The 15,792-nt window shown below is 45.1% G+C and carries 11 protein-coding genes and 1 tRNA gene; 2 read left to right on the top strand and 10 right to left on the bottom strand.

The annotated features are described in order from the left end of the window. Window positions 1-61: 61 nt before the first annotated feature. From QUB61_RS01910 to QUB61_RS01895, 4 genes are all read right to left on the bottom strand, one after another. On the bottom strand, window positions 62-421 hold the full coding sequence (locus QUB61_RS01910; protein WP_333122647.1) for an NIL domain-containing protein: 360 nt from the start codon (window positions 419-421) through the stop codon (window positions 62-64). A gap of 291 nt (window positions 422-712) precedes the next feature. Beyond that, a complete protein-coding gene (cysW, locus tag QUB61_RS01905; protein ID WP_333122644.1) occupies window positions 713-1,591 on the bottom strand; it encodes a sulfate ABC transporter permease subunit CysW in 879 nt (292 codons plus the stop codon). Next, window positions 1,581-2,441 (bottom strand): sulfate ABC transporter permease subunit CysT, encoded by an 861-nt coding sequence (gene cysT / locus QUB61_RS01900; RefSeq protein ID WP_333122640.1) that lies wholly within the window; start codon window positions 2,439-2,441, stop codon window positions 1,581-1,583. The genes cysW and cysT overlap by 11 nt, the downstream gene beginning before the upstream one ends. Before the next feature lie 244 nt (window positions 2,442-2,685). Continuing rightward, window positions 2,686-3,831 carry a sulfate ABC transporter substrate-binding protein gene (locus tag QUB61_RS01895; protein ID WP_333122638.1) on the bottom strand — a complete coding sequence of 382 codons (1,146 nt, stop codon included), beginning with the start codon at window positions 3,829-3,831 and terminating at the stop codon, window positions 2,686-2,688. Between the two features lie 370 nt (window positions 3,832-4,201). Between QUB61_RS01895 and QUB61_RS01890 the strand changes: the two genes are divergently transcribed. Further along, a complete protein-coding gene (locus QUB61_RS01890) occupies window positions 4,202-6,358 on the top strand; it encodes a WD40 domain-containing protein (RefSeq protein WP_333122636.1) in 2,157 nt (718 codons plus the stop codon). A 500-nt stretch (window positions 6,359-6,858) separates the two neighbouring features. Further along, a tRNA-Thr gene (locus QUB61_RS01885) sits at window positions 6,859-6,931 on the top strand. A gap of 155 nt (window positions 6,932-7,086) precedes the next feature. On the opposite strand, the gene QUB61_RS01880 is transcribed toward QUB61_RS01885, so the two are convergent. The 6 genes from QUB61_RS01880 to QUB61_RS01855 all read right to left on the bottom strand — a co-directional run bounded on the left by QUB61_RS01880 (window position 7,087) and on the right by QUB61_RS01855 (window position 15,609). After that, a complete protein-coding gene (locus QUB61_RS01880) occupies window positions 7,087-8,985 on the bottom strand; it encodes an aminopeptidase P family protein (protein ID WP_333122633.1) in 1,899 nt (632 codons plus the stop codon). A 16-nt stretch (window positions 8,986-9,001) separates the two neighbouring features. Next, entirely contained in the window at window positions 9,002-10,171 is a 1,170-nt protein-coding gene (locus QUB61_RS01875; protein ID WP_333122630.1) for a pyridoxal phosphate-dependent aminotransferase, read from the bottom strand. Between the two features lie 114 nt (window positions 10,172-10,285). After that, entirely contained in the window at window positions 10,286-10,618 is a 333-nt protein-coding gene (locus QUB61_RS01870; RefSeq protein WP_333122627.1) for a XisI protein, read from the bottom strand. Next, on the bottom strand, window positions 10,606-11,025 hold the full coding sequence (locus tag QUB61_RS01865; protein WP_333122624.1) for a XisH family protein: 420 nt from the start codon (window positions 11,023-11,025) through the stop codon (window positions 10,606-10,608). Before QUB61_RS01865 ends, QUB61_RS01870 begins: the two co-directional genes overlap by 13 nt. A gap of 150 nt (window positions 11,026-11,175) precedes the next feature. After that, on the bottom strand, window positions 11,176-14,217 hold the full coding sequence (locus tag QUB61_RS01860; protein ID WP_333122622.1) for an SMC family ATPase: 3,042 nt from the start codon (window positions 14,215-14,217) through the stop codon (window positions 11,176-11,178). A 216-nt stretch (window positions 14,218-14,433) separates the two neighbouring features. Beyond that, on the bottom strand, window positions 14,434-15,609 hold the full coding sequence (locus tag QUB61_RS01855; RefSeq protein WP_333122620.1) for an exonuclease SbcCD subunit D: 1,176 nt from the start codon (window positions 15,607-15,609) through the stop codon (window positions 14,434-14,436). Window positions 15,610-15,792 lie beyond the last annotated feature (183 nt).

Genomic DNA, 15,792 nt, shown 5'->3' with positions numbered 1-15,792 from the left:
TCTGCGTTTGGGTTCAGAATCTTAACTCCTCTTCCCGGTTTCTGCCTCCAGGAGTGACTAATTACCAAGTTTCTTCATCGGGCTTATTGGAATTGCTCCAGACTTCTACATCTAAATCATTGAGATAAATCAGAGCACTTTCAATCTGTTGACTTGTACCGTTAAGTTCCAAATCAAACCAACCGTCATCTAAAGTTTTGACACCCAACAAAGCAGCATTAAAATTAACCGTTAAACCGTATTCAGAAATCAGGTTAGAGATGACAGGTTCCTGATGGTATTCTTTAGGAACACGAATGCGAATGCGGGTTTGAGTTCGTCTGCTGTCGCCAATTTCAGATTTGGGAAGATCTGATTCTTGGGTTTTGTGAAAATCGTCGATCGCCTCAAATTCAGATTCGTTAGTGTTGTGAGCTAACATTTGGGCCTCCTAATGTTTGTTTCAGTTTACATTTTGCACCAATATCAATCTTCAGGACTATCGCGGTGTGGGGGCGGGTTTTTTACTCTTTAAGTATCCTTTAAAGCTATTGGTTAACCCGCCCCTACAGTTGTTTGAGAATGGTGCAATATCTCAGTTTCACTGTTTTAGTCATTTACCACATTTAAAAATTAGGTTTTTTTGGTATTAGGGCGTAAGTTCTGTTGACTAATGACCCATGACTAATGACTAATGACTAATGACTAATGACTAATGACTAATGACTGATGATTATTCTTCAACCTCCTTAATGCTAGTTTTTCGTTCCAAAATCTCCTTTAGCACGAGGGTAACAACTGCTAAAAGACCTAGAATCACCGCCGCTGAAAATGCGGCTTGCGTCGCGTACTGCTTGTAAGCATCCTCTACAAACAAAGGCAAAGTTTGCGTTTTTTTAGCAATATTTCCCGACACCACAGAGACGGCTCCAAATTCTCCCATTGCTCTAGCATTGGTCAAAATTACTCCGTACAGCAATCCCCAGCGAATACTGGGAAGCGTGACATTCCAGAAAATTTGCCAATCATTTGCTCCCAAAGTTTTCGCCGCCTCTTCTTGATCTGTTCCCACTTCTTCCAACACAGGAATTACTTCGCGGGCCACAAAAGGCAAGGTAACAAAAGCAGTAGCCAGCACCATTCCAGGGAAGGCAAAAATAACCTTAATATTGGCCCCCTCCAGCCACGAGCCGAACCATCCCAGCCGACCGTAAAGCAGTACAATCATTAAACCTGCAACTACGGGAGATATGGCAAAAGGCACGTCTAAAATGCTGATTAATAGCGTGCGGCCCCGAAATTTGTTGCGACCAATTACCCAGGCAGCACACAAACCGAATACTGTATTTACAGGCACAACTATCAGAGAAATTATCAGGGTTAGTTGCGCTGCGTGCTGAAAATCTGGCGAGGTTAAGTTAGAAAAAAATGGCTCAAATCCCTTTCTGAAAGCTTGGTAAAAAACGTTGAGCGTGGGGATAAATAAGACAAGACCAAGATAGCCGATCGCAATTCCGATTAAAGTTGGTTTTACCCAAGCTTTTTCCTGACTCCGACTAGAACCTGCGGGCGGAAATTTGTAACCAGCGGGTGAATTGATATTAGCCGTCATAGCGTCTTCTCCATGCTTGTAAGAGATTAATTGCGAACAGCATCGCCAGGGAAATAGCTAACATGAAAGTGCCGATAACTGTTGCTCCTGCATAGTCGTACTGTTCCAACCGTTGGAAAATTAAAACCGGGGCGATTAAATCTTTGAACGGTATGTTAGAAGCCACAATTACAGTAGAGCCGTACTCGCCAACCGCTCGCGAAAATCCGAGTGCTACTCCGGTTAAAATAGACGGAAACAGCGGTGGCAAAACTACTCGCCAGAAGGTTTCAAATTGAGAAGCACCTAAGCACCAAGCTGCTTCTTCGATATCTCTTTCCATCTCGTTTAAAACTGGCTGTACGGTTCTAACGATAAATGGCAAGGAAATAAATATCATCGCTATACCTACGCCCAGTCGAGTAAACGAGATCTTGATTCCCAAAGGTGCAAAAAGCGAACCAATCCAGCCGTTATCGCTGTAAACTGTGGCGAGAGTTAAACCGGCGACAGAGGTGGGCAGTGCAAAAGGCAAATCGACGATTGCATCTACAATCCGTTTAAAGGGAAAGTCGTAGCGGACTAATACCCAGGCAATTAATGTGCCGAAGACTCCGTTAATTAATGCCGCAATTAATGCCGTAAAGAAGGTGACATCGTAGGCGGAAAGGGCGATCGGACTGGTGGCAATTTTCCAAAATTCGACCGGGTTTGCTGTGCTGGCTTTCAGCAGCATTGCTGTAACTGGGAGAAATAGCATTAAGCTGAGGTAGCCTAGGGTGATTCCCCAAGGTAATGTTATTTTGCCGATCGCCTTTTTGATATTTTCGACCGGAGATTGAGGATTACTGATTGCAGATGATCCAGCCATAAGTCAATAGTTTTGAGTTGGAAAGAATAATTGCGGTAGGGGCGGGTTTTACCAAAAATAATTGCCTAAAACCAATTATCTGGTAAACCCGCCCCGGCTTATTAGATAGATGTAGGGTGCGCCGCCATCCTACAAACTGCAAGGCGCGATCGAATATCTAGCAGCGACGCACCCTACCAGATACGGGTTTTAGCGATCGTATTCGACTAAAACCAATCATCTCGTAAACCCGCCCCGGCCACTACTATCTAATTGAAGCTTGGATTTTGTCAAAAACAGCTCCGTCATCGAAGAATTTCTGCTGAATATCTGCCCAACCTCCTAAGTCTTGAGCTGTAAATAGGGTTTTGACGGGGGCATATTTTTTGACAAATTCTGGTTCCGCGGCTACTGTCGCATCTACTGGGCGGAAGCCTGCTTTGGCAAATTCTCGCTGAGCTTCTGGGGTGTACAGATATTTGACAAATGCTTCGGCGACTTCGCGAGTACCGTGTTTGTCAACGTTTTTATCGACAACGGCAATTGGATTGTCGATCGAAACATTGACTTCGGGAATAGTATAAGTCGGTTTTTCGCCTTTCTCACCAGCCAAAATAATCTCGTTTTCGTAGTTAATTAAGGCGTCGCCTTGCCCTTGTTTGAAAAATACATCGGTGGCTTCGCGGGCATCTTTAGTCAGGATGGGGACGTTTTTGTAGACTTTAGTAGTCAAGTCTAATGCTTTGGTTTCGTCTCCTCCGGTTTTAACAACCGAGCCCCAGAGTGCGAGGAAATTCCAGCGTGCAACGCCTGAGGTTTTAGGATCCGCGGTGATCAATTTCACTCCGTCTTTGCTTAAATCTTCCCAGGTTGTGATGCCTTTGGGATTGCCTTCGCGGGTGACTATTGCTGCTACGGATTTGCTGACTATGCCTTCGTTGGGGACTTCTTTTTCCCACCCGGGTTCAATGAGTCCGGCTTTTTCGATTTTGGTCGTGTCGAGGGCGAGGGCTAGGTGTACGATGTCTGCTTCTAAACCGTCAATTACGGCCCGAGTTTGCGAACCTGAACCGCCGTAGCTTTGGTTGAAGGTGATGGTTTGACCCTTTTCTTTTTGCCACTGTTCTACGAATTTGGGAATTATCGCTTCGTGGGCGGCTTTGGTGACGGCGAAGGAAACGAGGGTTAATTCTACGTTGCCTGTGTTGGCTGCTGGACTAGCACCGCTTGGAGTGGCTGCGGGATTGTTGTTGCTGGTTGCCTGGCCGCAGGATGCAACGGCTACACTTAAAGTTATTCCCACTAAAAATAGCGACACAAATCTTTTCAGCGCCGTCAATGATTTATTTGTAGCGACTGGTGGCTGTTGCGGCCAGTGAAGGTGTTGAGTTAGGCGTTGCCACGGGCTCATTATATTTGTTCCTAAGCGAGTAAGTACGGTTATTAGGTCGGAATACCGTAATTATGGTGGTGAAGTACGATTATAGACAAGAGCGAGTCAAATGGCAACAAAAAAAACGAATGGGGGGAACTCAGGGGCGATCGAATATCCTAAAGTCTTTTCCCTCGGTGCTTTCGAGTCAGATTGGCGGTAAAATGTGAACTATCTATATACATACTATTATTGAGTTAAGGTGCTAAGCTGCCGCGGCTGCACGATACGCCTGCACGACTACCATCGGCAGATCGCCCAAATGTAATAGACCTGCCAAGAGTGCCAGCCTCAGGGCCTATGCCTGACTCGCGCGATCGCCCTTAAGTAAGAAAAAGTTTTAACTGGTATGTCCTTACCCCGCCCCGTCTCAGACACCCTAATTGAACTGTTGAAGCCTGTAGCCTGCGAATTGGGAGAAAGATTGGGAGCAAGCGCTGTCAACGAACGCTATGCAGAAATTGAGCCGTCTGGTTCTTGTGCTTTGAACCAGCAAATCAAAAAAGACCCCCGCTGGATTAAAGCACAAGTGAGATATTTGCAGCGGCAGCAGGCCAGAGAACAAGAATTAATCGCGATCGCCGACGCAGAAGAAAGGGTAAAGGAAGAACGCGCTAATCGAATTAAGGCACAAGAATTGAGAGATAAGCGGGCAATTAGCCGGCTTTGCCGCGACTTAATGCGGGAGTGTCAATCAGAAGCAATTCGAGTTAAGCTGACCGAAATTCAAGCTATTTGGGACAGGGACAACTGGTTTTCTAATTTGAGCAGGCAGGAAACTGAACAGATTTTGCAGCAGCAGCAGCACCGATTGCTGCTGTTAGTTGCTCCCGCAAAAATTAGCCAAGATTGCCCGTCTTCGTTTCGCCACAATCTGAATATCGAGCTGCCGGCTAAGTTGAGAGCTTTTTTGAACCAGTACTACCCCCAGCACGGAGAGTTGTGTCCGGTTCAGTTTTACGGAGACTATTTCAAAAAGGCGATTTCTGATATTGATGTGGAGCGGTTGCAGAGTGTTTTGTCTCCCGTACCTACAGCTATACTGTACAGCGATATCAGCGATTATGAAGTTAATTTTCATGTCGGTTTTTGGGGAGTCATAAATCAGAGCGTTTCTCTAGTGGCGATGCAGCCTTGGAATTGGGAAGAGGTTTATCACCAGTTGGAGGCGGAGGGGAAAGATCAAAAGGTGAGCCTGCGGATTATTCGGCAAATAATTGTGACAATTCACAAGTTATTGGCGGCTTTTTTAGCTGATTTGTATTATTTAAATATCGATTTTGGTCACGAACCTCAGCTATTTAATTTAGAGGCAGAATTTGCTCAGGAATGGTTTTCTAAAGATTGGGCCCTACCGTATATTGAAACTCTTAAAGAAATTCAGGAGCAGCAGCGAATAGTCTATAAGGGAGAGATGCGGCGGCTGGCGCTTCGAGAGGCGAAAGCTAGGGCGGAACGCCAGCGTTTGGAGGAGGCTGAACTCAAACGCAGAGAGGAAGTTAAGGCGGCATCTAAGCGGGCGAAGGAATTAGCTAACAAATTAACACATCTGAAATGGCGGTGTGTATTTACGCTGCCGGGACATTCATCGTTTGTGAATTCTCTGGCGATTAGTCCTGACGGCAAAATTCTGGCTAGCGGCAGTTGGGATAAAACTATTAAGATTTGGAATTTAGAAACAACGGAATTACTTGGCACTCTGACGGGACATTCCGATCGCGTAAATTCGGTTGCTATTAGCTATGACGGAAAAATGTTGGTCAGCGGCAGTTCGGACGAAACCATTAAGTTTTGGAATTTGCACAACGGTGATTTGCTGTGTACTTTTCCGGGACATTCTATGGAGGTGAATTCGGTGGCGATTAACCCGAAGCACCAGATAATAGCTAGCTGCGGCGGGGCTGATAATACGATTAAGCTGTGGAATTTGCGGACTGGTGATTTGCTGCGGACTTTGAAGGGTCATTCTGACAATGTGAATTCAGTGGTTTTTAGCCCGGACGGTAAAATATTGGCGAGTGGCAGTTCGGATGCGACGAGCAAGGTTTGGGATGTGGAAAGCGGCAAGTTGCTGCGGACTCTCTCGGGGTTAAATGTTGGGGTGAATTCTGTGGCGATCGCGCCGGACGGTCAGATTCTTGCTAGCGTCAGCAATGATTATACGATTAAGCTGCGGAATTTGCATACGGGCCGTTTGTTGCGGATTTTAAATACTAATTCGGGAAGGGGAAAGGGTGTAGCGAATTTAGGAACGAATGAGGCGCTGCATATTTTGAAAAATTATGTGAGTCGGGGCGAGTCGGTTGCTATCAGTGGGGACGGTTTGACTTTGGCTAGCGGGTGCGATGATAATACGATTAATATTTGGAATATGCAGACTGGGGATCTGTTGAGGAGTCTTAAGGGACATTCGGGTACGGTGTACTCGGTGGCGATCGCACCTTTGGGCAATATACTTGTCAGTGGTAGTGCGGATGAGACGATTAAGATTTGGCGCTGCGATTAGTTAGTCATTAGTCATTAGTCATTAGTCATTAGTCATTAGTCCGCAGTCAATAGTCAGTAGTCAGTAGTCTTATCGTGTTGGGTAAATTAACCACAATACTTGTAGGGGCGGGTTTTACCAACAATCTATAATTCCCACTAACAATCTACATAAACCCGCCCCCACCGAGCGACTAGATATCAGATAATCTGCTTTGGCCGCGAGTCTGGCTGGTTTCAACCCCACAGCGATAAACTAAACAAAACTTACGGATGGAGGCGCTTATTCCCGGTTTCTACGAAAATTTGGGTTTAGTAATCACAAATATAGGAAGAAACCGGGTTTCTCAGAGCGGGGTGCCTAAGTCCTGCCAAACTCCTCTAAAAGAGGGCTGCGGGATTTAGCTAGACGAGGAGAATTCCGGTTTTCCCCTTGCCGCGAGGGGTTTTGGGCGAATTTGAAAAAAAAATTGGCTGGGGGGTTGCGCTAATGACTATAAGTTTGCTATATTAAGTTTCACTGCTGGTGTAACTCAGTTGGTAGAGTAGCTGATTTGTAATCAGCCTGTCGCAGGTTCAAATCCTGTCACCAGCTTTATAGCAGTTTTCAATCGGATTAAATACAGTAGGGACACGGCACTGCCGTGTCCCTATCTGATATGTGCTATTTTGTACCTTTGGGGCGGGGTCGCGTGCCCACCCCACAATAGTTTCCCGAAAAATAGGTGCACAAGTTAAATGTGCGACAAATTACAAGGCTTTACCTAACGCAGCGCAGGCTTGTGTCAACCATTCAATTGTTGGTGCATCAAGTACCGGTTCCAGTTTCTCGACTACCGAAGCGTGATAGTTGTTCAACCATTCTAATTGAGTCTTTGACAGCCGATCGACATTTATCAATTTGCGCTCAAACGGAATATACGTCAGCGGTTCAAATCCGTACCAAACCAAACCGTTTTTTGATGGCATTTCCCTGACAACATAGAGATTTTCGATGCGAATTCCGCCCCATCCCGGTTCGTAATATCCCGGTTCAATGCTAGTTACCATTCCGGCTTCCAGGGGATACTGCACAGATTTGCTGATGCCATTTGGCCCTTCGTGACCGGCTAAAAACGCGCCCACTCCGTGCCCGGTGCCATGTCCGTAGTCTAGCTGTTCTTGCCATAATACCGCACGGGCGATCGCATCTAATTGCGCTCCCGTTGTTCCTTTGGGGAATTGCTGAATTGCACAGTTGATGTGCGCGATTAACACTGTTGTGTAGTGTTCTATTTGTAGCGCCGTCGGTTCTCCGATACTTACTGTTCTCGTATCGTCGGTTGTACCTGCTAAATATTGCGCTCCTGAGTCCAATAACAGCAGTTCCCCCGGTTTTAACGTTATTTCTGGGCTGGGGGTTCCGTAATGTACGATCGAGCTATTAGCTCCCGCACCGGCGATCGTGCTAAAAGTTAAAGTCTGAAAATCTGTTTCTTGCTGGTAAAATTTTTCGATGGTTTCTTTGACATCGAACTCTGTCACTACCTTACCATTTTCTAGCTGTTCTGTCAACCACTTTAAAGTCAAAGTTTTCGCTCGACTTGCTTTGAAATTAGCTGATTTCATCTGCTCGATTTCTACAGGATTTTTGCGAGCTTTCATCCCTTCTACCGGATGAGTATCAAAAACTATTTCGATGTTGTAGAACTGCGCTTCTTGCTGGTTTAATAGTAACTGGTACGTGCCTGCTGTGCTGTGTTTCGGGTCTAAAAGTACCCGAACTTTATTTGGCAAATTTACGCAAGTTTCTAATGTATGCGGATAGTCTGCGTAGGGAAGCAAAGTTACATCCGCCCGCAATTCTTGCTTGATTTCTAGTGGAATTCGTTCGGTATTTGTAAACAAAAACGCTGAATCTGTGGTGACAATGGCATAGGATATGAAAATGGGAATGTAGGGAATATCCGAGCCTCGGAGATTGAACAGCCACGCTATTTGATTCAGGTTGGTAATCGGAAGCACGTCGATATTGGCGAGTTGCATCGCTTCCCTGACTCTGGCTAATTTTTCGGCGGCGGTTTCTCCTGTCAGGGATACAGGTAAGCTAAATATAGGCTCTGCATCAATCGCGGGTAAAGTCTCTGCTGTTTTCCAAGGATTTTGCGATCGAACTTTGTCTGTCAAATTCTCCGGGATTGGTATGAGCTCAATCTCCGCCGTTGCAAATTTTTTTACCCAATTTTGATATTGCTCTGTCCCTAGGGTAAACGGGTCAAAACCCAGGCGAATTTTAGTTGATTTTTGTGCCGCTTCTACAGCCAGTTTTGCTAAAGTTTCAATCGAAGTTAAATTTCCTTCTAAGCCGAGTTTCGATATTTCGATGAGTCCAGAATCTACTTGCAATTCTGCTTGTTCGTAGTAGCGGGAATCCACAAACAACCAAGCGGAATTTTTGCCAACCAACAAATCGCCGGCGGAACCCGTAAAACCGCAAATCCAAGCTCGCCGTTGCTTGGCTGATGGAACTGATAAATTTAAGTGTTCGTCAACCGCTGGGATGAAATAGCAATCTAAGTCGTAATCTCCCATCAAATCGCGCAAGTCTGCCAGTTTTGCAGCGGAGGTATCTTGAATATTTGTATTTGCTTTCAAGTTAGTGGCAACCATTTTTAATTTTCCTATTTTACTTGTTTAAAATTGTCTTCAAACCTTTAACTAATCTCCTAATACCTGCGGTGGCGGTTGCTTTCTCCAAAGCACCGTAACCAACCCGCAAATAGCAGCCGCTATCCATACCGAAGGTTGTACCGGGAAGGACTGCTACGTGATATTCGCGAATTAATTGTTCCACTAATTCCATTGTATCGAGTTCAGTATCAACTTTCAAGAAAAAGTAGAATGCTCCGGCGGCCGGGGAAATTGTACACAAGTTTTGGATGGTATTGAGTTCGTCTAATACGAGTTGCCGCACAGATGCGATCGCCCTTACATAATTATCGCAGTAACCTCTACCAACTTGCAAGGCTCCCAGGGCTGCATACTGAGAAATTACCGGCGGACAAATTAAGATTGTATCTTGAATCTTTCTCACGGAAACGAGCAAGTGTTCTGGTATTACCATATACCCGATCCGCCAACTCGCAAAACCGTAGGCTTTGGAGAGGGTAAACAGGGAAATTGTATGTTCGCTGCTGTTGGGAAAAGCGGCGGGCGAACAGTGTTTGACGCCGTCATAAGTAAAATACTCGTATGCTTCATCGCTGATGTGATAGATATTGTGCTGGCGGCATATTTCGTTAACCTCCCGGAGTGCTTCGGAAGGATAAACCACGCCTGTTGGGTTGTGGGGTGAAACGGTGACGATGGCTCGCGTTTTGTCGCTAATTGCTTTTTTTATAGCATCGATATTAAGTTGATAGTTGGCTTCGGTTTCTACTATCACTGGTCGGCAATTTGCCATAACTGCCGCCATTTCGTGGTTGAAGTAATAAGGTGCTTGGAGAATAACTTCGTCTCCCGCCGAGGTAATAGCGAGAAGGGCATTGGTAAATCCCATGTTGCTGCCGGCGGTAACAACAATGCAGTTTTTGCTGTTAATTTCTATGTTGTTATCTGTTTTGAGTTTGGCTGCGATAGCCTCATGTAATTGTGGAATTCCTTCGACGGCTTTGTATTTGTGATTGTCGGGAGTTGCCAAGAATTCGGGGATTTTTTCAAAGGATTCTTGGGGCGGATTGTAGTAAACTACACCTTGTCCTAAGGATATCGTTCCCGGATTTTGGAGGATCAGTTCGCCAACTAATGGAATTATTGGCGACTGTACCGATTGCATTCGAGTCGGGTGATTTTTCATATAATATTTGTTTCGTGGGGCATGAAGTAGATTGACAAAACTTACCTATTAGAACCCCGATTTGGAGGATTCAGGGTTCTGGGTATTTTGTTGTTTGGGAGATTATTTAAGGATTTACGCTATCGCAAATCCAGTAAATTGCCGCACAGAAGGCGCTCGAAATCCCAAAACAATATCTGTTTGAGGGACGCCAAATTCAAGAAACTGATTGGCGATTCCTGCTTCCGTAAAATCGCGCTGAATCCAAATTTTTCCATCTTTGATATCAACATGAATCGGACATCCATGAATTCGTTCTTCATCCCGCCATCCCACATACAACAATAAATAGCGATCGCGTTCCGTATCGAAAACAATTTCAGTGGTTTCTACATCTTGCTCAGACTGCTCTGTCGCGTGTTGATGTATGATTTTCTGAACTAACTGGCGATAATCTAATCTTTCCATAATGTTATCTCCTGTCCCTTCACATGAAAAACCAGCAGCTTTATTTGATATCGTTCTAACACATTTTGAACAAACGAGTCTGTAAAAAAATCTTGATAAATATCTGTAGGCACTGCCAAATACAGCACTCGTTCTGATTCCATATTTTCTAAGGCTACTCGATAATTAAGAAATTGACCAACAGCCGTATGGAATTCTGACAGCGCCGACAACCCCAAAAAACTTTTTACTTCTACTGCTATTTTGTGAATCCCCTTTTCGGCAGCAAGTAATTTTTCTGCTCCCAAATCTATCTTAATTTTTACTTGAGAAGTTACTTTGAGAAACAGAGGATCGTGAGTAATTGTCCATCCATCTTTCTCCAAAGCCGAACGTACTGTGTTGTGAAAGATATCTTTGGCTGACATGATTTTAAAAACGGTTTTACTAGATCCAAAAACAACTTAGTTAACTGCGCCGTGCACACCATACATATATTTGTTAGGATGCGGACTGTGCAGCGATAGCGCTACAAAGCGAGTCACACTACTTTTTACCTAAGTCTTATTATATTATAATTAAACTCTTTCAACTTCTATTTTAGAACCTTGCGGCGACTTAAACACTTTAACTTGTGCGGGCAATCTTTCGCCCAATTCTCGAACGTGGGTAATCACTCCAATCAGCCTTTCTCGCTGCCGCAAAGATTCTAAAATTTGAGTAACGCTTTCGAGAGTGTCGGTATCTAAAGTACCAAATCCTTCATCGAGAAACAAGCTGCCCAAGTGAGCTCCTTGAGACAGTTTCTCTGACAAAGCTAAAGCCATTGATAAGGAAGTGGCAAAGGTTTCGCCGCCGGAAAGAGTGCGCACTCGTCTAGCTTCGCCGCCGTTCCAATTATCTGCTACCCAGTATTCGCCGTCTTGGTTTCTTAGTTTGTACCGATTTTCGGTTAATTCTTGCAAAATTAATGTGGCGCTGCCGACTAATTCTGCTTCTAAATGTTCTAAAATGTAGGATTGAAATTCGTTGGATTTGAGATTCTGGGCTAAGGTGTGATAAGTTTGCTCTTGTTCTGTGAAATTTGTGATTTGCTGTGACAGTCTTTCGGCTTGTTCGAGATTTTGCGCTGCTACTTGAATCCAAGCTAAAAGTTCGGCGCGGTTGTTGTTGGCTTGTTTGAGGTTTTCTTGGGCGGTATGTTTTGCCGATCGCACTTGTGCTAAATTATTCTCATCGGTAGTTCTGCCTGCGATCGCCTCGGTCAAATCTTTCGCCCGCGTCTCTAACTGAATTTTTGATTCGCGGTGAGAGCGAATAGCATTTTCCCATTCCGATTGTTGCTTAAATGTCGCAAGCGCTGCTAAAAATGTCTCTTCTGTGAAATCAGCCGCTGTTAATTTTGCTAACCAATCCAGGTTTAGCTGGTGTTTGTGGGCCTGGGCTTCTCCAAAAAACTCTCCAGCTTGTTGCTCTCTCTCTGCTGCTTGAATAACCGTATTTTGAGCAGTTTGATATGATTTTTCGGCCACCTTCAGCAGATTTGCCAAGCCTTGCTTGTCTTCTTCTAAGGCTTTTACTAAATTAGGATAAGGTTGATATTCGGTAATTTCATAAAGCGCATTTACACAATTTTGCAACTGCTGCAGCCTGCGGTCTAATTCGGCGCTCGCATCTTGATATTCTTGCTGTTTAGCTGCTTGAGTCGCCAAAGCAAAATTAACTCTTTCCTGAAATTTTTCATACTCCAATGATGCTAGTTGGAACTGCTGCTCGGTTTCGCGGTATTGGCGGTCGCTCTCTTTAAGTATTGCCAGATCCTGCTGCAACTGCAACACTTCCCACTGAGGATCTTCCAGAACTTGAGTGATATGCTGCTGCAATTCAGCAAGTCTATTCGCGGTTAATTCCAGCATTTGAGCAATTTCCGACTCTTTTTGCAGGCAGGCTGAAACTGCACTTTTTCCCTCAGCCGCCAAGCTTTGAGCAGCTTGAAAAACCCGATTTGCAGCCGCCAATTTCCGCTGCAAACCAGCGACATCGACAATATTAGAATCCGGCAAAGGAGGGAGGAGCTCGCTCTCAGGATGCACCCCTCCGCACACCGGGCAAGTATCGCCAGAATTCAGCGACATTCTGATAGCAGCAACACTCTCTAAACGTGCCGCTTCCGCATTAGCGGTTTGGGCCGCTTCTAACTCGCGCTCGCACTCTTTTAGCCTGATTTCTGCTGCTTCTAAATTAGTCGCCAGCTCCACATAACTCTGTTGAGCGCTTTCCTTCTCTGCGAGAGATTTCTCCAACTGTTGCTGCTGAGTTTTTCCCTGGTTGGCAATTAGCTGAAATTCCATCAATAAGGGTGCAATTTGCTGCAATTGCTCTAAACGCTTTCCTCCAGGCGAAGACTGTGCGAGCTGGGTCGCTATTTGAGTAACTCGAAAACCCGCACCTTTAATTTTAGTGTTGGCAGCTTCCACTTCTTTATCTGCTGCTTGAAAAAAGGTAAGTTTTTCCTGTTGATTTTTTTGGGCAAGCGCCACTTCTTTTTCTAATTGAACGCGCTGTTCTTCATATACTTTAGCAGCAGCCAGAGCATCTTCGCGAGCCTTAATTTGTGGCGCTAGAATCTCTTCTTTGGCTTTGGCCGCGTCAAGTTGCTGCTGCTGTGCTGCCAGCTCACAGCGAGCTTTAACTAACTGCTTTCGCGCTGCCACCGAGGCACTTTCGGCAGTTTCATACTGACTGCGAGCCGATCGCACTAAAGCCCAATCTCCCTGTAAATGATTGGCAGCTTGCGCCTTTTCTAAACGCTGTGCTAAAATTTTCATTTCATCGGAATTAGCATTTAATTGAGCCAGTTTTTGTTGCAGCTCTTGCCAGCGAGCGATTTGCGAAAATAGCTGTTCTTCTTCATCTAGAGCCTTCTGAGCTTTCATAACAGCGCGATCGAACTCAGGCAACTGCTGCTCTAAAATCAAAAGTTGCGATCGTCCTTGAGCCACCTCATCCGCCGTCGGCGCACCCAACTCAGCTAGCTGCCTTTCCACCATTTCCCGTTCCTGTTTCAGCAACTTTGCCAGCTCATTTGTTTCCTTCCGCATCTGCTCAAAAATCTCAAATCCCGCTAGCTGCCGCAAAATTTCCCGGCGTTTTGAAGTATCCCCTTTAATAAACTCATCAAACTTGCCTTGAGGCAGAACAATTGCTCGCGTAAAAGTATCAAAATCCATTCCTAAAATCTGTTCAATCGTATTTTGAACAGCAACAATACTCGTCCCCAAAGTCTCCCATCCGCCATTTTGCCAGTTGTCCAAAATCACCTTATTTTCGGGAGTTTTCGGACGAAAACGCCACCTTCGCGTCACCCGATACTGTGCCGAACCCACAGAAAAACGCAACTGCACTTTTAAATTTTCGCTACCTTGACTTACCAAATCACCTACTTGTTTTCCGCTGCGAGTTGTCGTGCCAAAAAGAGCGTAAGTCATCGCATCTAGCAGTGAAGATTTGCCCGCACCTGTAGCACCAGTAATTGCAAACAAATCGAGTTGAGAAAAATCTAAACGCTGTTCCTGGCGGAAGCTGGTAAATCCTTCGAGAATAAGTTCTAGTGGACGCATACTGATTTTAGTTTTAGGATTTGGGGTTTTAGATTGTATTACTCTTTACCAGGCGGAGCCTGGTAATGCATATCGGGAGGCTCTGCCTCCAATTTTCCTATTTGCCTGGTAACGCATACCCGGAGGCTCTGCCTCCAATTTTCCTATTTAAGCGCGAGGCAGAGCCTCTGGATATTTCCAGACGGAGCCTGGAAGTTAGTGTATCTTTTTACGGATTTAATTGTTAACTGTTTCCTTAAACTTCTTGTACAAATTTTTAAATTCCTCCAATACTGCCGGTTTCGGTGTCGTTCCCAATCGGTTTTGATAATAGTTGCAAAACTCTGCTGCCGGATCGAAATTATTGGGATCGATATTAGTTATTTCTGTTAGTTCTAGCGCTGCATCTGGATAGCGCGGTTCAATTAACAGGGCTTGAGAACAGATTTGGCGCACTCGATCGGCAAGTCCGATTTGCGGACTGTCCATTTCGACAATTACTTTCAAAAAACCAGGATGATACTGATGAGCTTGTAAAGTTTCATCAAGATTGTCATGATGACATTTAAGCACTTTTAACGGCTTGTGGCAAGTCACAGGCTTAAATTCCACCTTTGCCTGACTTCCCGGCTCAACTTCTATCAAGCAAAATCCTTTTTCCTGTTCCGCTTCTCCAAAATCTAACTGAATCAAAGAACCCGAATAATAAGCGGGAGAAGTCTCAGAAATCCGCTGATGAATGTGGATGTGTCCGAGGGCAACATACTGAGCTTCCGGCGGCAGGGTTTGCGAGGACAGCAGGTATTTTTCTCGCGTGTAATAAGCGACTTCGGATTTTGCCAATCGAGCGCCGTCAATGCTCATGTGTCCCATGAGAAAATTGACAGTATTGTCTCTAAAATCCCTGGTTAAATCTTCGAGTAAATATGCTACAATTTCGCGATAATCTTTTCGACGTTCGGCATCGCCAGACTGCCAGAGAGAATTAGCATCTAACAGTCTTTGTTCGGAAGCAAAAGGCATCGCTCCCACACAAAGTTTACCGCTTTTTGTATTAAGAGTAATCGTGCCGCCGTCTGCCGATCGCCTGGGTTTGCCTAAAGCGCGCACACCGGCGAGGGAAAGCAATTGCGCGATGCTGTCGATGCGGGATGCCGAATCGTGATTACCGGCGATCGCAATTGCGGGAATTCCTGCCGCTTGGAGTTCGCAGAAAAAGTTATAAGCAATGCGTTCGGCGTAAGCGGTGGGGTTGGGCACGTCAAAAATGTCGCCGGCGACGAGCACAGCATCGACATCCAAGGCTTTTGCTTGCTTCAAAATCTGTTCGAGGGCGATCGCAATTTCCAAAGTGCGATCGATCCCTCGAAAACGTCGCCCTAAATGCCAGTCAGCAGTATGAATTATTCGCATAGTACGAGGAGTATTTTGTTTATGTTAACTGAGATGTTGTACCATTTTCAAGAACGGGCAAGATGCCCGTTCATAAAAGAATAAATTTGTTGTGGAACGGGCATCTTGCCCGTTCATAAAAGAATAAATTTGTTGTGGAACGGGCATCTTGCCCGTTCATAAAAGAATAAATTTGTTGTGGAA

The organism is Microcoleus sp. C2D2, from assembly GCF_036702495.1.
Classification (GTDB): Bacteria; Cyanobacteriota; Cyanobacteriia; order Cyanobacteriales; family Microcoleaceae; genus Microcoleus.
This window is presented reverse-complemented; position numbering and strand designations above follow the sequence as displayed.

Excerpts from the sequence above, each read along its gene's own strand:
- cysW (WP_333122644.1), bottom strand. The coding sequence starts at position 1,591 with ATGACGGCTAATATCAATTCACCCGCTGGTTACAAATTTCCGCCCGCA.
- QUB61_RS01875 (WP_333122630.1), bottom strand. The coding sequence starts at position 10,171 with ATGAAAAATCACCCGACTCGAATGCAATCGGTACAGTCGCCAATAATT.
- QUB61_RS01890 (WP_333122636.1), top strand. The coding sequence starts at position 4,202 with ATGTCCTTACCCCGCCCCGTCTCAGACACCCTAATTGAACTGTTGAAG.
- cysT (WP_333122640.1), bottom strand. The coding sequence starts at position 2,441 with ATGGCTGGATCATCTGCAATCAGTAATCCTCAATCTCCGGTCGAAAAT.
- QUB61_RS01910 (WP_333122647.1), bottom strand. The coding sequence starts at position 421 with ATGTTAGCTCACAACACTAACGAATCTGAATTTGAGGCGATCGACGAT.
- QUB61_RS01855 (WP_333122620.1), bottom strand. The coding sequence starts at position 15,609 with ATGCGAATAATTCATACTGCTGACTGGCATTTAGGGCGACGTTTTCGA.
- QUB61_RS01870 (WP_333122627.1), bottom strand. The coding sequence starts at position 10,618 with ATGGAAAGATTAGATTATCGCCAGTTAGTTCAGAAAATCATACATCAA.
- QUB61_RS01860 (WP_333122622.1), bottom strand. The coding sequence starts at position 14,217 with ATGCGTCCACTAGAACTTATTCTCGAAGGATTTACCAGCTTCCGCCAG.
- QUB61_RS01865 (WP_333122624.1), bottom strand. The coding sequence starts at position 11,025 with ATGTCAGCCAAAGATATCTTTCACAACACAGTACGTTCGGCTTTGGAG.
- QUB61_RS01880 (WP_333122633.1), bottom strand. The coding sequence starts at position 8,985 with ATGGTTGCCACTAACTTGAAAGCAAATACAAATATTCAAGATACCTCC.
- QUB61_RS01895 (WP_333122638.1), bottom strand. The coding sequence starts at position 3,831 with ATGAGCCCGTGGCAACGCCTAACTCAACACCTTCACTGGCCGCAACAG.